Origin of the sequence: Streptomyces sp. NPDC048644, from assembly GCF_043199105.1 — a bacterium.
Taxonomy (GTDB): Bacteria; Actinomycetota; Actinomycetes; order Streptomycetales; family Streptomycetaceae; genus Streptomyces.
The window spans coordinates 357,913-372,432 of sequence record NZ_JBICVO010000002.1; the positions used below are offsets into that span (position 1 = coordinate 357,913).

18 protein-coding genes and 2 pseudogenes are annotated in these 14,520 nt (G+C 67.1%); 13 read left to right on the top strand and 7 right to left on the bottom strand.

The annotated features are described in order from the left end of the window. The 4 genes and pseudogenes from ACGFNI_RS05750 to ACGFNI_RS05765 all read left to right on the top strand — a co-directional run. Positions 1-1,164 carry an iron-containing alcohol dehydrogenase gene (locus tag ACGFNI_RS05750; protein WP_393680918.1) on the top strand — a complete coding sequence of 388 codons (1,164 nt, stop codon included), beginning with the start codon at positions 1-3 and terminating at the stop codon, positions 1,162-1,164. A 95-nt stretch (positions 1,165-1,259) separates the two neighbouring features. Further along, positions 1,260-2,804, top strand: coding sequence for a cellulase family glycosylhydrolase (locus ACGFNI_RS05755; RefSeq protein ID WP_393680920.1), 1,545 nt, complete (start codon positions 1,260-1,262; stop codon positions 2,802-2,804). A 25-nt stretch (positions 2,805-2,829) separates the two neighbouring features. After that, positions 2,830-2,934 (top strand): annotated as a pseudogene (locus tag ACGFNI_RS05760) (hypothetical protein); the annotation flags it as partial. A 36-nt stretch (positions 2,935-2,970) separates the two neighbouring features. Then, positions 2,971-3,240 (top strand): annotated as a pseudogene (locus tag ACGFNI_RS05765) (hypothetical protein); the annotation flags it as partial. On the opposite strand, the gene ACGFNI_RS05770 reads toward ACGFNI_RS05765, so the two are convergent. The 4 genes from ACGFNI_RS05770 to ACGFNI_RS05785 all read right to left on the bottom strand — a co-directional run bounded on the left by ACGFNI_RS05770 (position 3,216) and on the right by ACGFNI_RS05785 (position 6,305). After that, positions 3,216-3,698 (bottom strand): hypothetical protein, encoded by a 483-nt coding sequence (locus tag ACGFNI_RS05770; protein ID WP_393680922.1) that lies wholly within the window; start codon positions 3,696-3,698, stop codon positions 3,216-3,218. The pseudogene ACGFNI_RS05765 and the gene ACGFNI_RS05770 sit on opposite strands and share 25 nt — an antisense overlap. A 297-nt stretch (positions 3,699-3,995) precedes the next feature. Continuing rightward, complete coding sequence (locus ACGFNI_RS05775) at positions 3,996-4,964, bottom strand: SRPBCC family protein (RefSeq protein WP_393680924.1); 969 nt, start codon at positions 4,962-4,964, stop codon at positions 3,996-3,998. 5 nt (positions 4,965-4,969) lie between these two features. Then, positions 4,970-5,626, bottom strand: coding sequence for a hypothetical protein (locus tag ACGFNI_RS05780; protein ID WP_393680926.1), 657 nt, complete (start codon positions 5,624-5,626; stop codon positions 4,970-4,972). A gap of 352 nt (positions 5,627-5,978) precedes the next feature. Beyond that, positions 5,979-6,305 (bottom strand): Asp23/Gls24 family envelope stress response protein, encoded by a 327-nt coding sequence (locus tag ACGFNI_RS05785; protein ID WP_393680928.1) that lies wholly within the window; start codon positions 6,303-6,305, stop codon positions 5,979-5,981. A 213-nt stretch (positions 6,306-6,518) separates the two neighbouring features. Between ACGFNI_RS05785 and ACGFNI_RS05790 the strand changes: the two genes are divergently transcribed. The 8 genes from ACGFNI_RS05790 to ACGFNI_RS05825 are packed head-to-tail and all read left to right on the top strand — an operon-like array spanning position 6,519 to position 10,076. Then, on the top strand, positions 6,519-6,842 hold the full coding sequence (locus ACGFNI_RS05790; protein ID WP_393680930.1) for a gas vesicle protein: 324 nt from the start codon (positions 6,519-6,521) through the stop codon (positions 6,840-6,842). A 40-nt stretch (positions 6,843-6,882) separates the two neighbouring features. Beyond that, positions 6,883-7,344 carry a gas vesicle protein GvpJ gene (gene gvpJ, locus ACGFNI_RS05795; RefSeq protein WP_393680931.1) on the top strand — a complete coding sequence of 154 codons (462 nt, stop codon included), beginning with the start codon at positions 6,883-6,885 and terminating at the stop codon, positions 7,342-7,344. 3 nt (positions 7,345-7,347) lie between these two features. Then, positions 7,348-8,091, top strand: a complete 744-nt coding sequence (locus tag ACGFNI_RS05800; protein ID WP_393680933.1) for a GvpL/GvpF family gas vesicle protein — start codon at positions 7,348-7,350, stop codon at positions 8,089-8,091. A gap of 1 nt (position 8,092) precedes the next feature. After that, positions 8,093-8,392, top strand: coding sequence for a gas vesicle protein GvpG (locus tag ACGFNI_RS05805; RefSeq protein ID WP_393680935.1), 300 nt, complete (start codon positions 8,093-8,095; stop codon positions 8,390-8,392). Then, the gene (locus ACGFNI_RS05810; RefSeq protein ID WP_393680937.1) at positions 8,389-8,730 is read left to right on the top strand and encodes a gas vesicle protein; all 342 of its coding nucleotides are present in this window, start codon (positions 8,389-8,391) and stop codon (positions 8,728-8,730) included. Before ACGFNI_RS05805 ends, ACGFNI_RS05810 begins: the two co-directional genes overlap by 4 nt. Then, positions 8,727-9,581 (top strand): GvpL/GvpF family gas vesicle protein, encoded by an 855-nt coding sequence (locus ACGFNI_RS05815; protein ID WP_393680939.1) that lies wholly within the window; start codon positions 8,727-8,729, stop codon positions 9,579-9,581. The genes ACGFNI_RS05810 and ACGFNI_RS05815 overlap by 4 nt, the downstream gene beginning before the upstream one ends. Before the next feature lie 4 nt (positions 9,582-9,585). Beyond that, a complete protein-coding gene (locus tag ACGFNI_RS05820; RefSeq protein ID WP_393681455.1) occupies positions 9,586-9,795 on the top strand; it encodes a gas vesicle protein in 210 nt (69 codons plus the stop codon). An 11-nt stretch (positions 9,796-9,806) separates the two neighbouring features. Continuing rightward, positions 9,807-10,076: a gas vesicle protein K gene (locus ACGFNI_RS05825; protein WP_393681456.1), complete on the top strand. Its 270-nt coding sequence runs from the start codon at positions 9,807-9,809 to the stop codon at positions 10,074-10,076. Positions 10,077-10,414: 338 nt separating this feature from the next. Here the strand turns inward: ACGFNI_RS05825 and ACGFNI_RS05830 are convergent, their stop codons facing one another. Together ACGFNI_RS05830 and ACGFNI_RS05835 are read right to left on the bottom strand one after the other, a co-directional pair. Continuing rightward, entirely contained in the window at positions 10,415-11,194 is a 780-nt protein-coding gene (locus ACGFNI_RS05830) for a class I SAM-dependent methyltransferase (RefSeq protein ID WP_393680941.1), read from the bottom strand. Between the two features lie 200 nt (positions 11,195-11,394). Further along, complete coding sequence (locus tag ACGFNI_RS05835) at positions 11,395-12,636, bottom strand: MFS transporter (protein ID WP_393680943.1); 1,242 nt, start codon at positions 12,634-12,636, stop codon at positions 11,395-11,397. A gap of 67 nt (positions 12,637-12,703) precedes the next feature. Here ACGFNI_RS05835 and ACGFNI_RS05840 point away from each other — a divergent pair, with 67 nt between their 5' ends. Beyond that, positions 12,704-13,726, top strand: coding sequence for an AraC family transcriptional regulator (locus tag ACGFNI_RS05840; protein ID WP_393680945.1), 1,023 nt, complete (start codon positions 12,704-12,706; stop codon positions 13,724-13,726). A 49-nt stretch (positions 13,727-13,775) separates the two neighbouring features. Here ACGFNI_RS05840 and ACGFNI_RS05845 read toward each other — a convergent pair whose 3' ends face one another. Beyond that, on the bottom strand, positions 13,776-14,312 hold the full coding sequence (locus ACGFNI_RS05845; protein WP_393680947.1) for a hypothetical protein: 537 nt from the start codon (positions 14,310-14,312) through the stop codon (positions 13,776-13,778). Positions 14,313-14,520: the final 208 nt, after the last annotated feature.

Genomic DNA, 14,520 nt, shown 5'->3' on the forward strand with positions numbered 1-14,520 from the left:
ATGACTGCCAGCCTGTCCCTGCCACGGATCATGCGCGTCGGCCGCGGAGCCGCCGACGAGTTGGGCGAGGTCATCACCGGACTGGGGCTGCGCCGCCCGCTCATCGTGACGGACGCGTTCCTGGTCGGGACGGGCGCGGCCGAGCGCCTGACGGTGACGCTGAAGGACGCCGGGCTGCAGCCGCGCCTGTTCTCCGACACGGTGCCCGACCCGACGACCGACTCCCTGGCCGCGGGCCTGGAGGCGTTGCACGACCATGAGGCGGACGCGGTGATCGGGTTCGGCGGTGGCAGTCCGGTGGACACCGCCAAGGCCCTCGCCCTGCTCGGCGTGCAGGGCGGCGCCATGCGCGACCACAAGGCACCGCGCGTCAATCTCGGCCCCGCGCTCCCCGTGATCGCGGTGCCCACCACCGCGGGCAGCGGCTCGGAAGCGACCCAGTTCACCATCATCACCGACAGCGCCACCGACGAGAAGATGCTCTGCCTGGGCCCGGCGTTCCTGCCGCTCGCCGCCGTCATCGACGTCGAACTGACCATGTCGATGCCGCCCCGGCTGACCGCCGACACCGGCATCGACGCCCTCACCCACGCGGTCGAGGCGTATGTGAGCCGGAAGGCCAACCCCTTCTCCGACAGCCTCGCCCTCACCGCAATCGCGACCATCGGCCGCCATCTGCGCCGCGCCTACGCGAACGGAGCGGACGTGCCGGCCCGCGAGGCCATGATGCTCGCCGCCACCCAGGCCGGCATCGCCTTCTCGAACTCCAGCGTGGCACTCGTCCACGGCATGAGCCGCCCGATCGGCGCGCACTTCCACGTCGCCCATGGCCTGTCGAACGCCATGCTGTTCCCCGCGGTGACCGCTTTCTCCGTGCACGCGGCGCCCAGCCGGTACGCCGAGTGCGCCCGCGCCCTGGGCGCCGCGACCGACGCGGACAGCGACGTCAGGGCCGCCGGAAAACTCGTCGATGCCCTGCACACACTCTGCCGCGATCTGGACGTGCCCACGCCCCGCGACTACGGCATCGACCAGGACACCTGGACCCGCCTGACGCCCCTCATGGCCGAGCAGGCCCTCGCATCCGGTTCCCCCGCCAACAACCCCGCCGTGCCCACCGCCGACGAGATCCAGGGCCTCTACGCCCAGATCTACGCCCCCTGACGCCGCACCGCCGCCGATGGTAGCGAGGACGCCCAGCGGGTACATAGCAGCCGCTGACTGACTCTCAGTCAACTTCCTGCTATCGGGAGGCCGTTATGCGCCTGCGCAACGCCGCCGTGATCCTGGTCCTCGGCCTGGCTCTGCTCGGAGCCGCCCCCGCGGTGGGGCCTGAAGCGACCGCGGGGGCGGTCGCCCGGTCCGAACCGCCGGCCGCCCCGCACGGCCGGGCCGCCGACCGGCCCGTCCCCTCCGGCACCGTCACCTCGCCCGACGGCCGTACGCACCTCACCGACCGGCACGGCCGTGTCCTGCGGCTGCGCGGGCTCAACCTCGGCAAGACCGACACCGTGACCGAGGAACACATCGCCCAGCTGGCGGGCGACGGCTTCGGCCTCCTGAGGCTCAACATCCAGTGGCAGAAGGTCGAACCGCACCGTGGCCGCTACGACACCGGCTACCTGTCCTACCTCGACCGGATCCTGGGCTGGGCCGACCGCCACCGGGTGCTGATCCTGATCGACTGGCATCAGGACGTCTTCGGCCCGGCATTCGGCTACAACGGCATCCCCGCCTGGGCCACCCGCACCGACGGACTCCCCTTCGAGCCGCACCCCGGCGACTGGTTCACGGACTACTTCCAGCCCGCCGTACAGGCCGCCTTCACCCACCTGTACGACGACCACGACCTCCGCACCGCGCAGACCACCGTCTACGCCAAGGTCGCGACCGCCCTGCGCGGACATCGCTCCCTGCTGGGCTACGACCTGTTCAACGAGCCCTTCGGGCCGGTTCCCGGCGACCCGACCGACCCCGACGACCAGATCAACGCCTCCGCCGCCCTGGAACGTGGCCGGTTGGCGGCCATGTACCGGCGGCTGATCGACGCCGTACGCTCCGCCGACCCCGACGCGTGGCTCTTCCTCGAACCCACCGTCCTGGTCGGCCAGGGCGTCCCCACCAGTCTGCCCGGTTTCGACGACCCCCGGCCCGGCGCGGACCGCCTCGGCTACGCCCCGCACTACTACGACACCGCCGTCGAATCAGGTGCCGACTGGAACCCCGCGAGCCACTTCATCGACGACTACGAAGCCGCCATCGACGCCTACCCCACCGCCCACCGACTGCCGGTGCTGGTCGGCGAATGGGGCCCGCCGCAGGCCACCACACCCGGAAACGCGGACCTGATGCAGCGCCAAGTAGCCTCCATGGACCGCTTCGCCGCAGGCTGGGCCCTGTGGTACGACTGCCGTGCCCCTGATGGCGGCGGGTACTGCGCCTACGACCCCCACGGCAACCCCGCCCCCGGAAAGCAGCCCGCCTTCGCCCCGTACGCACCAGCAGTAGCGGGCACCCCACGCACCGAGTCCTACACTCCGGCCACCCGGACCTACACCCTGACTCTGACCGCCAACCGCACCACACGGCACGCCTGGACACTGCTCTCCCTCCCCTCCCCCGCCTTCCCCGACGGGGCACACCTCTCCATCACCGGGGCAGGCCCAGCGGCAGTGGTGGACAGCGGTCCCGGCACAGCCCGGCTGCTGCTCCCGACGGCACCGCCGGGAGCCACGGTGCGGGTGACGGCGACCCCCGCCCACCCTCGTCAGCCGATATCCCGAGGACACCGTCCGTCCCACTGACCCGGCAGGGCCACCGGGTCTCCGCCGACACGACCCGGTGGTCAGCGTGAACGCCAAGAAGAAGGAGCTGGTCGGCGACTACAAGAACGCCGGACACGAGTGGCGGCCCGCCCACCAGCCCGTCAAGGTCAACACACGGCTTCCCCGGCCAGGCCAAGAAGTCCTGCTGCGGACCATCGCCGCGACGACTAGCCGCACCGGTCTGACGGTGCACGCCGACCTCGACGGCGATGAGTACCCCACCGGCATCCGCATCAGCGACGAGGCCATCGCCGCCCTGCCGATCACCCGCCACCGCTTCCACGGAGAGCGGACCACGCCACGTCGCCCGTGGCACCGGCCGCACCCCAAGATGACGGTGTTGGTGAGCAGCGCGTTGAAGCCGCGTGTCAGGCTTCAAGCCGACGCAGATCAGAACTTGTCCGCATCGGGCTGAGGCTTGTACGTGTTGAGCACGATGTAGTTGTCACCGGTATGGGAATTTCGGTAGGAGTTGCGGGACTGTGTGGCCGTGTAGCCAGCAACGGTTGTTCCTGAAGCGGAAACAGCTTGGAGTTCCGCCGGAATGACTCTCCCGCCGCTGACAACGATCACGGGCTGACTGTCCTGGTACTCAAGCGTCAACGAGCCGATTTCCTCAGGCTTGACTTCTGACGCCCGGTAGAATTGAACACCGTTCTCCGGGAACCCGTAATCAAAGAGTTCAAGGGCGTCTGCCTCTGTCTGGGATGCAGAGTTCGCGACGTATACCGCAATGCGGTTCGCTGAGGCATCCACTACCGCGAGCTGAGCGAGAATGGCCTTCCCGCCTCTGACGACGAGCACAGGCTGACCGTCGCGGTACTCGATCGCCAGGGTGCCAACGTCCTTGGGCTTGACTTCTGGCACGGACATGGGCGTCACCTTCCTCGGGCGCTGTGGTCTTGGAGCCGACATCAGGCCAAGGCTTGCGGCCAAACCTCGGTGGCATCTGAGTCTTGGCCGGTCCCTTGGCATTGGGCGTGGACTGCTCGTCAGCCAGTCGAGCCTGCCTCGCCGCTGATCTCCACGGGTACAGCCGACCAGACAACGCACACCACCGAGCCAAATACCGTGATGCGCCGTTCAACGGAGGCGATTTCCTCGCGCTTCGGGTGCATCCTGAGCCCCTGACTACGAAAGAATCAGCTGGAAGGAGCCGGGCTTTCGGCCTCACTCCTCCTCTTCGTCCTCAAGCTCCTCATCCTCTTCAGGCTCGTCCTCGTCCTCGTCCTCGTCCTCGCCTTCGTACTCGTCTTCTTCGCCTTGCAGCTCTTCGTCCTCTTCGTCCCCCTCTTCGCCACCGGATTCGTCCTCGTCGTCTTCGAGGCCCTCTTCGTGAGTGCGGACGACTTCTCCGTCACGGATCTCGCCGCGCCAGCCTTCGACTTCGTCGTCATCGGTAAGAGTGACGTATCGCTGGAAGTGCTTGAGATCCAGCCGCAGTCGACGCCCCTGCGCACGCCAGACGTTGCCGGTTTTCTCGAAGAACCCGGAGGCGGTGTACTCGACGACAGCGACGATGCGCGTCAGGCTCGGCGCCAGTTCGTGGAAGCTGATGGCGCCGTGCGTCGTCCCTTTGGCACCCTCGGACGTCCAAACGATGCGGTCATCGGGCACTTGCTCCTGAACGGTTGCTTTCCAACTGCGGTGGGAGAAGGCGACCTTGAGCTTCCAGTCGCTCTCGATCTCATCCGACTGGGAGACACTGGTGACGCCCTTGGTGAAGGAGCTGAACTCCTCGATCTCGGTCCACCGGTCGTACACCGTGCGTAAGGGCATACCGATGTCGATGACCTCGACGATATTGGTCACCTTGGTGCTTCCGGATTTCCCGCTGCCGCCGCCGAAGGCGCTCTTGACCGTATCCACGGCCTTGTCCTTCATCGCGCCGGCCTTCTCGCCCACGAATGCCTTGACCGGGTTCTCGCCGCCGAGTACCCGCTTCCCGACATCGAGAAGACCGCCTCCGCCGCCGTCTCCAGCTGTGTCCCCGAGTCCCTCCGCGATGTCGGTGAGCTTTCCGGTGGCCGACTTCACCAGCCGCTGTCCCTGGGCTCCAAGGTAGGCGGAAAACTGCTCCTTGACCTTGTCCAGGCCGGACGGGCTCTTGTCCGTGGGATTGGACTCCTGCTTGGCCATGAGAGCTACCTCCTACGGCTGTTGCGGTTCGAAGACTTCTTCGCAGCGGCCTTCTTTGAGGGCGGCTTCTTGGCCGCTGCCTTCTTGGCGGGCTTCTTTGCCGCCGCCTTCTTGGCTGCAGTCTTTTCAGCCGGTTTCTTCTTCGCGGGAGTCTTCTTCGCCTCTCCGGCCGGTCGCTTCTTCGGACGACGAGGAGGTTCCTCTTCTCCCTCCTCTTCGTCTTCTTCTTCGCCTTCGTCCTCTTCCTCTTCCTCTGTGTCGGGCTCTTCCTCGCCCTCCTCTTCCTCGCCCTCCTCTTCGACGTCCTCCGCTTCGTCGCGTTCTTCGTCCTCGTCCTCTTCGGCTGGAGGTTCCAGCAGTGCATTGGTGCGCTGCTGGAGTGCCTCGGCAACAGCCTCGAGGCGACGGTTCGCGGTAGCTGACAGAGCTGTGCGCCCGGCCTCCAGCACTTCGCCCCGCGCTTGCTCTATGAGTGGTGCTATCTGTGGGTTCTCCGCCAGTTTTCGGGCGCCCAGACTCACGAATTCCTGTGGACTCAGCGGCAGTTGCTGGCCCGCCACCAGGGATGCGAGGCCGATAGCAAGCTTCCCCTTCTTGGTCCGGCCAAGGACATAGCCGGCCACTACAGCGGCGGCGAGAGAGACCTTCGTACCGTTTTCCATGAGTGCCTCTAAGAGATGGAGAGAAGCGGTCCAAGCACACCCCGGCGAAGCGGGCACGTGCCTCCTTCACCGCGTTAGCCTCGGCACACCTCCTGTTCGGGAGGGCGCGGGGCGAGGCCGCGATGCCCCCACCACCCCACTGTCCCCCGAATGCCGCCCCTGCGCATCCTTGCCGGCCCGCCCCACCCCGGACTTCCGCGAGGCGGCAAGGAGCATCTGAAGTGCATGCGTTTTCAAGCTACTTGGCGTTCTCCTGGCAAGGCACCATGCCCGCGTCCTCATGGAAACGAGTCGTGTTCTCGTTGTCGCACGTGAGCGGGCATGGCGTGAGCGGTAGCAGTTCCGGTCTTATCTATCTGCCTCGGTCGCTCCGGCCGCCGGATTCCTCGTCGTTGTTGTCGTCGTCCGAGCCGGGCAGGTGGTCGATCGCGGCCTGAGTTTCGCCGACTTCGACTTTGATCCCCCTGCTGGGTGCGGGCGACTTCGACACCTTTTCCCGGACGGATCCCAAGGCCCTGGAGCCGCTGCCACCCACTGCGTGAATTCCATCGGTCTCGCGTACCGCGATGCCCGCGAGAGTTGCGACGACCGTATCGGCGATGGTGGTCGTGCCCCGTGTCCCGAAGCCACCGCTGCTCGTGCCCGGACCACTGCCGTCGGCGTTGTCGTTGCTGGCCATCGGCGAGCCTCCGCCGTGAAGAAGAGTCTGTCTGCGAGGGGCACCGGGATGCTTCAACTGACCCGCATCGCGGTGCGTCTCTCCTCCAATGTCCTCCGGCCTTCGGCAATCCGCCATTCGCGTGGTTTCCGATAACCACCCACGGTGACTGTCACCAACCGTTCGGTCCATCACCGCATGCGTGACAGCTGGCCGGCCAACAGACTTACGCACATGTCAGAGCAGCGCGCCCGACCGGCCCGGACCTCGCGATCCGCCCACTCCTCGGTGGGCGGACAGCACATAAAGGGAGCGGAGGAAGCAGCCGAACGCGCATGCCAGAGCCTGAACAAGCTGATCATCCACAGGACTGAAGGCGCTTGCGCAGTTACACGGAACGACGACGGCTGGCATGTCGACGTGGAAGTGCTGGAACTCCCGCGCATTCCCGACACCACCAGCCTGCTGGCCATTTACGAAGTGGACCTCGACGAAGGCGGCTCACTGCTGCAATACCGCAGGGTCCGTCGCTACCGACGCGGCCAGGCTGACACATGAGCGCCCGACGCCAGAGTAGATCCGGAGGGACGGCCACGCCGTGAGTACATACAGTGAGGAGGTTGTCCGCGTCCCGCGCGCCGGCAGTCTCTACGACGTTCTGGAACTCATCCTCGACCGCGGCATGGTCATCGACATCTTTGTGCGCGTATCGCTGGTCGGCATCGAAATCCTCAAGATCGATGCACGGATCGTCGTCGCCAGCGTCGACACCTACCTTCGGTTTGCCGAAGCCTGCAACCGGCTCGATCTGGAATATGACTCAAGCAGCAGAACGGTACCCGAGCTTTTCGGCGGCAGCATGGCCAAGAGCGTGGGTAAGGCCGGGGCGAAGAAGGCAGCACATTCCGTGGGCGACAAGGTGAAAAAGGCCGTCGGCATGGGCGATGACGAGGACGAATCGCAGGAAGAGGAACAGCCGGAAGAACAGCCGCGTAAGACCAAGTCACGTGCGCGGAGCACCGCCGGCGGTCGCACGCGCAGCCGCAAAGAGGAGCGCTGACCGATGACTGCTGCATCGGGCATCTATGTGTACGGCGTTGTGGGAAGTTCCCACCCGCTTCCCCCGGCAGTCAAGGGTGTCGGAGAGCCGCCCGCCGAGATCCGGTTGCTGCCGGCCGGTGAACTGGCGGTCGTGGTGAGCGCGACGCACCCCGGCCTCAGGGCACGGCGCCGCGACCTCATGGCTCACCAAGGGGTGCTCCTGGCGCTGGCGGAATCCGGACCGGTACTGCCCATGCGCTTCGGCATGGTCGCACCGGACGAAGCTACGGTGCTGCGCGACGTCGCAGCGCGCCAGAGCGAGCACACCGGAGTTCTGGAGCGACTCGACGCCCGGGTCGAGATGAACGTGAAGATCATGCCGGTGCAGGACAACCTGGCGGCACTGATCCGCGAGGATCCGGTGGTCCGCAGGGTCCGCGAGGAAACTCGCCGTAACCCCGGCTACGAAGCCAATGTCCGGCTCGGTGAAGCCGTGGCGGCCGGTCTACGGCGCCGGGCCGCAGTGACCGCGGCCCGGCTGCCGGCCGAATTCGCTAAGGCCGCCGACGAAATGCGCCCCGGACCAGAGGTAGAAGGCTGTGTGCTCAATGCGTCGTTCCTTGTCCGCCGCCGCAACGAGGCGCATTTCCGTGCCATCGCCGAGAAATTCGCCGCGGACCACCTGGACCGGCTGGAACTGCGGCTGACCGGGCCCCTGCCCTGTTACAGCTTCGTAGGTCCGGAACCCACCCTGGCCAAGGTCTGACATGGGCCTGCTCTCCGGTGTGCTGCTCCTTCCACTGGCTCCGGTGCGCGGCGTCGTCTGGATCGCCGACCGGCTCATCGACGCGGCGGAGGCAGAACTGTACGACCCAGGCGTGATTCGCGCGCAGCTCGCTGCGCTGAACCTCGCACTGGACAGAGGAGAAATCGACCTGCCGCAATTCGAACGCGAGGAAGAGCGGCTGCTGGACCTTCTTGAAAGGAAGCCGCTGAGACCCCTCGGTGCCCCCTATGGGCTCTCCGGGTCCGCGGAGGCGAAGCCGACGGCTGGAGGAACGGCGTGACGGAATTGGACACGCGGGGTACGCCGACCCCCTCCACGACCAACCTGGCCGAAATCCTGGAACGTGTGCTGGACAAAGGAATTGTGATCGCGGGCGACATCAAGATCGACCTGCTGGACATCGAACTGCTGACGATTCGCCTACGGCTGTTCATCTCGTCCGTCGAAACGGCAAAGAAAGCCGGCATCGACTGGTGGGAGACCGATCCCGCCCTTTCGTCGCGCGCCGCGCACAACGCACTGTCTGAAGAGAATCAGCGGCTGCGCGAGCGGATCGAGGCCCTGGAGGGCGATGACGCCCCGGAAGCCCACAGCGGAAGGGAACTGCGCCACCCATGAGTGTGACCCAGCATCGCCCGGTCCGTTCAACCGGCAACGCCGGCTCCTCGGTCACGTACGTCTTCGCTGTCTGCGGTCCGGACCGTCCCGGGCCGTTCGCCGCCGCCTGCGGGCACACCGGGGGCGGGCCGCTGCGTCTCCTGTCCGTCGGGCCGCTGTGGGCCGTGGTCCAGAACGTACCGGCGGCCACCTTCTCCGAGACGGCCCTTCGCCAGCGGCTCACCGATGCCGCCGAACTCGAACGCTGCGCACGAGCCCACCACGATGTCGTTACCGCTGCCGCCGCGGGCAGCCCCACGGTGCCACTCCCGCTGGCCACGCTCTATCTCGCCGACGAGCGGGCCGCTGCCGCCCTCGCCGCGAACCTGGAACGCTTTCGCGCGGCGTTGGCCCGCGTCGCGGGACGGGTCGAATGGGGAGTCAAGGTCTACGTCGTGCAGTCCGGCACGACGACCCGGCCCGCCACGTCCGCGCCACCCGAGACGTCACAGCCGGGATCCCCGCGAGTTTCCGGCCGGGACTACCTGAGCCGTCTGCGCCACCGTCAGCACTCGCGCGAGCTGGACCGGGAGAACGCACTGGCCGCAGCCGAGCGGGTCGACAGGGCGATCCGGGAGATGGCCGCCGGCTCAGTCCGGCACCGCCTGCACGGCCCCGAGGCGACCGGCAGGGACCGCACCCAGGTCATGAACGCGGCCTACCTGATCGCAGAGGAGGGCGGCGACGAGTTGGCGACCACAATCCGGCAACTCCGCGGCTCCCCCGGTTTCGACAACATCGAGATCGAGGTCTCCGGGCCCTGGGCTCCCTACTCGTTCACAGAAGGAGGAGAACTTGCCGGGCATCAATAACCCCGTGCCCTGGCAGGGCCCGGAAGCCACCGCACCCATCGGCGTCCCGTTGGTCGACCTGCTCGACCGGGTGCTCGGTACGGGCGTCGTCATCAGCGGAGACCTGGTGATCGCCATCGCAGACGTTCCACTGATCCGCCTCTCCCTGCATGCCCTGCTGGCATCGGTCAGCGAGCGTGTGCCCGCACCGTGGGCCGACGGAGGGCCCCTGTGAGCGACACCCGCATGGACATCGACGCGCACAGCGCAGGCCGCGACCTTGCGTCGCTGGTCCTTACCGTCGTGGAACTGCTCCGGCAACTGATGGAACGTCAGGCAATCCGCCGCTTCGACAGCGGGGAACTGACAGAAGAGCAGGAAGAGCGGGTCGGCACCACACTGATGCTCCTCGACGAACGCATGACGGAACTCTGTGAGCAACACGGGCTGCGCCGCGAGGACCTCAACCTGGACCTCGGCCCTCTGGGCAATTTGTTGTCCCACGAGTCACGTTGACGGTGCGCCGCCCCCGTCGTAGGCACTTCAACAGCCGCTGAGCCGTTCCAACCCACGTTGAGGGTGGTGAAAGATGAGGGCGGCCTTCACCGACGCGGGGATATGGTTGGTGCGGCGGAGCTTCCGCAGAATCCGCCACCTCTTCGCCGCTGAATAGCTGAATAGCTGAACAGGGCGCCCGGCCAGGCCAACTACCCGTCAGAAAAGGCAAGTTACCCGTCAGGCCCCCTTCGTGGAGCAGATCTGATCCGTAGGGCGAGAGGCAATTCCACTCCCCCGATACCTCCCACCGATATCCCGCCCCTGACCAGCTGTTCCGGCGTGATGGACGTGATGCTTCACAGCCGTCGGACGCGCAGCACGCCGGTCAGCATCGGGAGGGTGAACTCGCCCTGGGCGGTCTCCGGTGCACTCGCGAGGAATGCGCGGATCCGGCTCAGCGTGGCCTGTTGTTCCTGTTCCGGCATGACCAGCACCCCCGCGCGCGTCGCAAGGGTCGCGACGAGGGAGTCGGCGGTGCGGCGCTGTCCGTGCGGGAACTCGGCCTGCTCCGGCGAGCCGAACCGGGCGGCCACGCCGGTCTTGGGAAGGTGCATGTCTGCCGTCTCGACGCGCCAGCTGGCGGGCGTGTCACGCGGGCCGATGGCCGCGCTTCCGCTGACCCGCGCGAGCCCGGCAACCCACTCGACCCCGTCGTCCATGACGTTCCACAGGCCGGCCAGGGTGCCGCCGGGTGCGAGGACCCTGGCGATCTCGGATCCCGCGACGGCCATGTCGAACCAATGCATGGCGTTGCCTGCCAGCACGGCGTCGACGGACGCGTCCGGCAGCGGGATCGCCTCGGCACTGCCCGGCAGGGCACGGACGGCCGGCAGCGAGCGGCGCAGTTCGGTCAGCATCGCCGGGTCGGGCTCGACCGCGATGACTTCGGCACCCAGTGCGACCAGCGTGGCGGTCAGTTTGCCGGTTCCGGCGCCGAGGTCGAGTACGCGCGGGCCGGGCGCGGGCTCGAGCGCCCAGCCCACCGCGGCCTGCGCGTAGTTGGGACGGTGCTCGGCGTATGCGACCGCCTCCGCGCCGAACGACGAGGCGTGCAGCAGCCGTTCATCCTGATCCATGCGCTGACGCTATCGGTGCTGCCGGCGCTCGGCCACCCTGCCTCACCACTTCGGCGACGGTCTGATCCCGCTCTCGTGCAACGAGATCAAGCGCCTGTTCCTCACGTGCCGCAGGACCTGTCCGGTCCCGGAACGGCCACCGTTTCGGCGGCTGTTCCGGGACCGGGTGCGGCAAAGCGCGGTCAGGTCCGATCGGTGTATCAGTTCCTTGCGCGGTGTCGGGGCGCTTTGACCCGCAGCACGATCAGCAACGCGGAGGCGAGCAACACGACGCCGGAGACAGTGAATACGGTGATGACGCCGCCGATACCGAATATCACGCCGCCCGCAGCAGCCCCGCCGGCAATAGCGGACTGCACGCCGACCACCACGAGCCCGCCCGCACTTTCTGCCTGGTCAGGCACCATGCGCGTCGCCCAGTTCGACCATGCCACCGACACGCCGCCAAAGGCCAGGCCCCAGAGAACCACCAGAAATACGTACCCGACCTGCCCGGCGGGAAGGAGCGCCAATCCCAGTGCCGCTACGCCCATCAGCGCCGGCATCAGTGCCAACGTCAGGCGCAGGCTGATCTCCAAAAGCCATCCGGCCACCAGCGTGCCCACGAAGTTCGCCACTCCGAAGACGAACAACAGCAGCGCCAACTCATCGACGTCGACTTTCACCACGTTTTCCAGAGCAGGCCGGATATAGGTGAACAACGCGTAGTGCCCAATGTGAACCAGCAGCATCCCTGCAATTCCCACCCCGAATCCCGGGCGTCGCAGCACCTCCCACAACGTGCCCAGCCGTGCCGTGCCATGGGGCGCCATCCGGGGCAGCGCGAACAGCTGGAACACCAGCGTCACCACCCCGAGTGCGGCTGCCGCCAGGAAGGTGCTGCGCCAACCGGACAGCTCGCCGAGGTAACTGCCCAGCGGCACCGCCACGATGGTCGCCACCGCGATGCCACTGAAGATGATCGATATTGCCCGCGGAACCAAAGCCGCGGGCACCAGACGCATCGCCACCGCCGCCGCCATGCTCCAGAAGCCACCGAGTGCGACCCCCAGCAGGATCCGCATCAGCAACAGCACCACCATGTTGGCTGCTACGGCCACCAGCAGGTTGGACACGATCAACAGGACGGTGAAGCCGAGCAACACGACCCTTCGGTCGATCCTCCGGGTCAGGCTCGCCGTCAATACCCCGGAAAGCATCGCCGCCACCGCTGTGACAGTCACCGCCTGCCCCGCCACAGCTTCCGATATCCCCAGGTCGGCGGCCATCGGGGTCAACAAGCTGGCCGGCAGGTACTCCGCCGTCAGCAACCCGAACACACCCACCGCCAGCGAGAACACCGCCGCCCAGGACGAGGAGACCGGTTCGGGCGGGACCAGTTGCACATCGGCCGCTTCGCCAGGGGTGGCATCGGGCACGGTGTCACGCACGTCGCTGCTCAACTGTTCACTTCTCCTGAATCGCATGAAAGGTTCGAGTCAAGCCTGCACGCGAACTTCAGGACGAGCTATGACAGAACGTCTGCAATATTTGACCGAGACTCCGGACGGGGGTACCGCAGGGCAGTTCGCCCTGTCGTCCGACCTCATCAGCGAACTGCTGACCAGCATGCGACTGCGCGGTGTTCAGTACCGTCGCGTCCATGTCGGCCCGCGATTCGGCCTCCATTTCGATGCCAAGCCCGGACGTGCCTATTTCCACTTCCTCGCCGTCGGCTCCGCCGTCCTGCGCACCGAGGACGGAACTGTCCACGAGCTGTCGGCCGGCAACGCCGTCTTCATGCCCCACGGCGAGTCCCATCAGCTGCTCTCCGGTCCTGACATACCGGTCCGGGGCATAGACAGCTTCGACGCGGCTCCCCTCAGCAACGCGGTGTGTGACGTGGATACCTGCCCGAGCGCCGACCCGACTCCCAGCGCGATTTTCTTCAACGGCTTCATGGAGTTCGACCTCGGCGGGATGCAGGGCCTCAGCCGGCTGATGCCCGATGTCATGCTGGTCGACGCCGGGGGGAAGCGTTACCCCGGGCTCCTGCCGATCCTCACGTCCATGAAGCGCGAAGTCTGCTCCGCACGCGTGGGCTTCGCCGGCATCCTTGCCCGTCTGGCCGAAGTGGCGGCGGCCATGATCGTGCGGGGCTGGATCGAATGCGGATGTGACAACACCTCTGGCCTCGTGGCCGCGTTGCGCGACCCCCGCCTGGCCTGCGCCATCTTGGCTCTGCACAGGCACCCCGGGCATCACTGGACCGTGGCGGAGCTGGCAGCGGAATGCAATGTCTCCCGGTCCGTCTTCGCAGACCGGTTCCAGACCACGATCGGCGTGCCGCCCCTCCGTTACGCGACGGAGCTGCGGATGCTCCTCGCCGGCCAGTGGCTGGCCCAGGACACATTGCCGATCCAGTCCGTGGCGCAACGCCTCGGCTACACCTCTCAGGCCGCTTTCAGCCGCGCCTTCAAACGCGTCACCGGCCGGCCGCCAGGCGCCGGCAGAGACACCCCACGTTCAAGGGCTGCTGGTGAGGGGGACTGACGCGGGGGGGGCGGGGCGGGTGAGGTTGATGGTCCCGCCGGCCGGTACGTCAGTCTTCGTCCGCGCTGGACAGCGCTTCGGTGATCAGGCGGGTGGCGAAGTCCGGGTCGTCGGTGATGCGGTTGATGTGCTCGGCGAGCAGGAAGGCGGTGGCTTCCAGGGGATTCATCTCCTCCTTGGTCCAGCCTCCGTACTGCTTGCGCCACAGGTTGGGGCTCAGGCCGGTGCCCGCGGCGATGACGAGGCCGGCCATGGTGGGAACCGCCTCGGGCCGGATGCTCCTGGGCATCATGCGCATCGTGGCCACGAGGTTGGGCACCACGTACTCGATGACGTCCTTGTCCTGGGCCTCATGAGCCTGCCGCAGCCACGTCATGAACATGAAGATGAGCGTGCACGCGCCGTCCAGCACGTCATTGGCTCCCTCGGGGCCCAGCGACGCGGCGAACTGGTCGATCATCGCCTGTTGTTCGGGGTCGGTCCCGGCCGTGCCGTCGTGGATGCTTTTGAGCCGGGAGTCGATCACCATGAGCGCTGCGTCCACATCGCCGACGGGAGCGTGCTGGGGGTCGCAGGGCGATGACATGGCATTCCTCCTCAGGTGGCTGCGATGAGCAGCACGGCGTGTCCGTACAGTAGACGGCCGACGAGACGGAGCGGTGACCTATCACCTATACGGCGACGGGGCGTTGGGCGGCGCCGGCGCGGACCAGGAGCCTACTCGTTCGATGCGCCGCACCCTCGGGAGGAGGAAGTCCTCGCCGTCGAAGCAGGGTGCTTCCGGCCTGAGGGCG

Excerpts from the sequence above, each read along its gene's own strand:
- ACGFNI_RS05750 (WP_393680918.1), top strand. The coding sequence starts at position 1 with ATGACTGCCAGCCTGTCCCTGCCACGGATCATGCGCGTCGGCCGCGGA.
- ACGFNI_RS05755 (WP_393680920.1), top strand. The coding sequence starts at position 1,260 with ATGCGCCTGCGCAACGCCGCCGTGATCCTGGTCCTCGGCCTGGCTCTG.
- ACGFNI_RS05770 (WP_393680922.1), bottom strand. The coding sequence starts at position 3,698 with ATGTCCGTGCCAGAAGTCAAGCCCAAGGACGTTGGCACCCTGGCGATC.
- ACGFNI_RS05775 (WP_393680924.1), bottom strand. The coding sequence starts at position 4,964 with ATGGCCAAGCAGGAGTCCAATCCCACGGACAAGAGCCCGTCCGGCCTG.
- ACGFNI_RS05780 (WP_393680926.1), bottom strand. The coding sequence starts at position 5,626 with ATGGAAAACGGTACGAAGGTCTCTCTCGCCGCCGCTGTAGTGGCCGGC.
- ACGFNI_RS05785 (WP_393680928.1), bottom strand. The coding sequence starts at position 6,305 with ATGGCCAGCAACGACAACGCCGACGGCAGTGGTCCGGGCACGAGCAGC.
- ACGFNI_RS05790 (WP_393680930.1), top strand. The coding sequence starts at position 6,519 with ATGTCAGAGCAGCGCGCCCGACCGGCCCGGACCTCGCGATCCGCCCAC.
- ACGFNI_RS05800 (WP_393680933.1), top strand. The coding sequence starts at position 7,348 with ATGACTGCTGCATCGGGCATCTATGTGTACGGCGTTGTGGGAAGTTCC.
- ACGFNI_RS05805 (WP_393680935.1), top strand. The coding sequence starts at position 8,093 with ATGGGCCTGCTCTCCGGTGTGCTGCTCCTTCCACTGGCTCCGGTGCGC.
- ACGFNI_RS05815 (WP_393680939.1), top strand. The coding sequence starts at position 8,727 with ATGAGTGTGACCCAGCATCGCCCGGTCCGTTCAACCGGCAACGCCGGC.
- ACGFNI_RS05825 (WP_393681456.1), top strand. The coding sequence starts at position 9,807 with ATGGACATCGACGCGCACAGCGCAGGCCGCGACCTTGCGTCGCTGGTC.
- ACGFNI_RS05830 (WP_393680941.1), bottom strand. The coding sequence starts at position 11,194 with ATGGATCAGGATGAACGGCTGCTGCACGCCTCGTCGTTCGGCGCGGAG.
- ACGFNI_RS05840 (WP_393680945.1), top strand. The coding sequence starts at position 12,704 with ATGACAGAACGTCTGCAATATTTGACCGAGACTCCGGACGGGGGTACC.
- ACGFNI_RS05845 (WP_393680947.1), bottom strand. The coding sequence starts at position 14,312 with ATGTCATCGCCCTGCGACCCCCAGCACGCTCCCGTCGGCGATGTGGAC.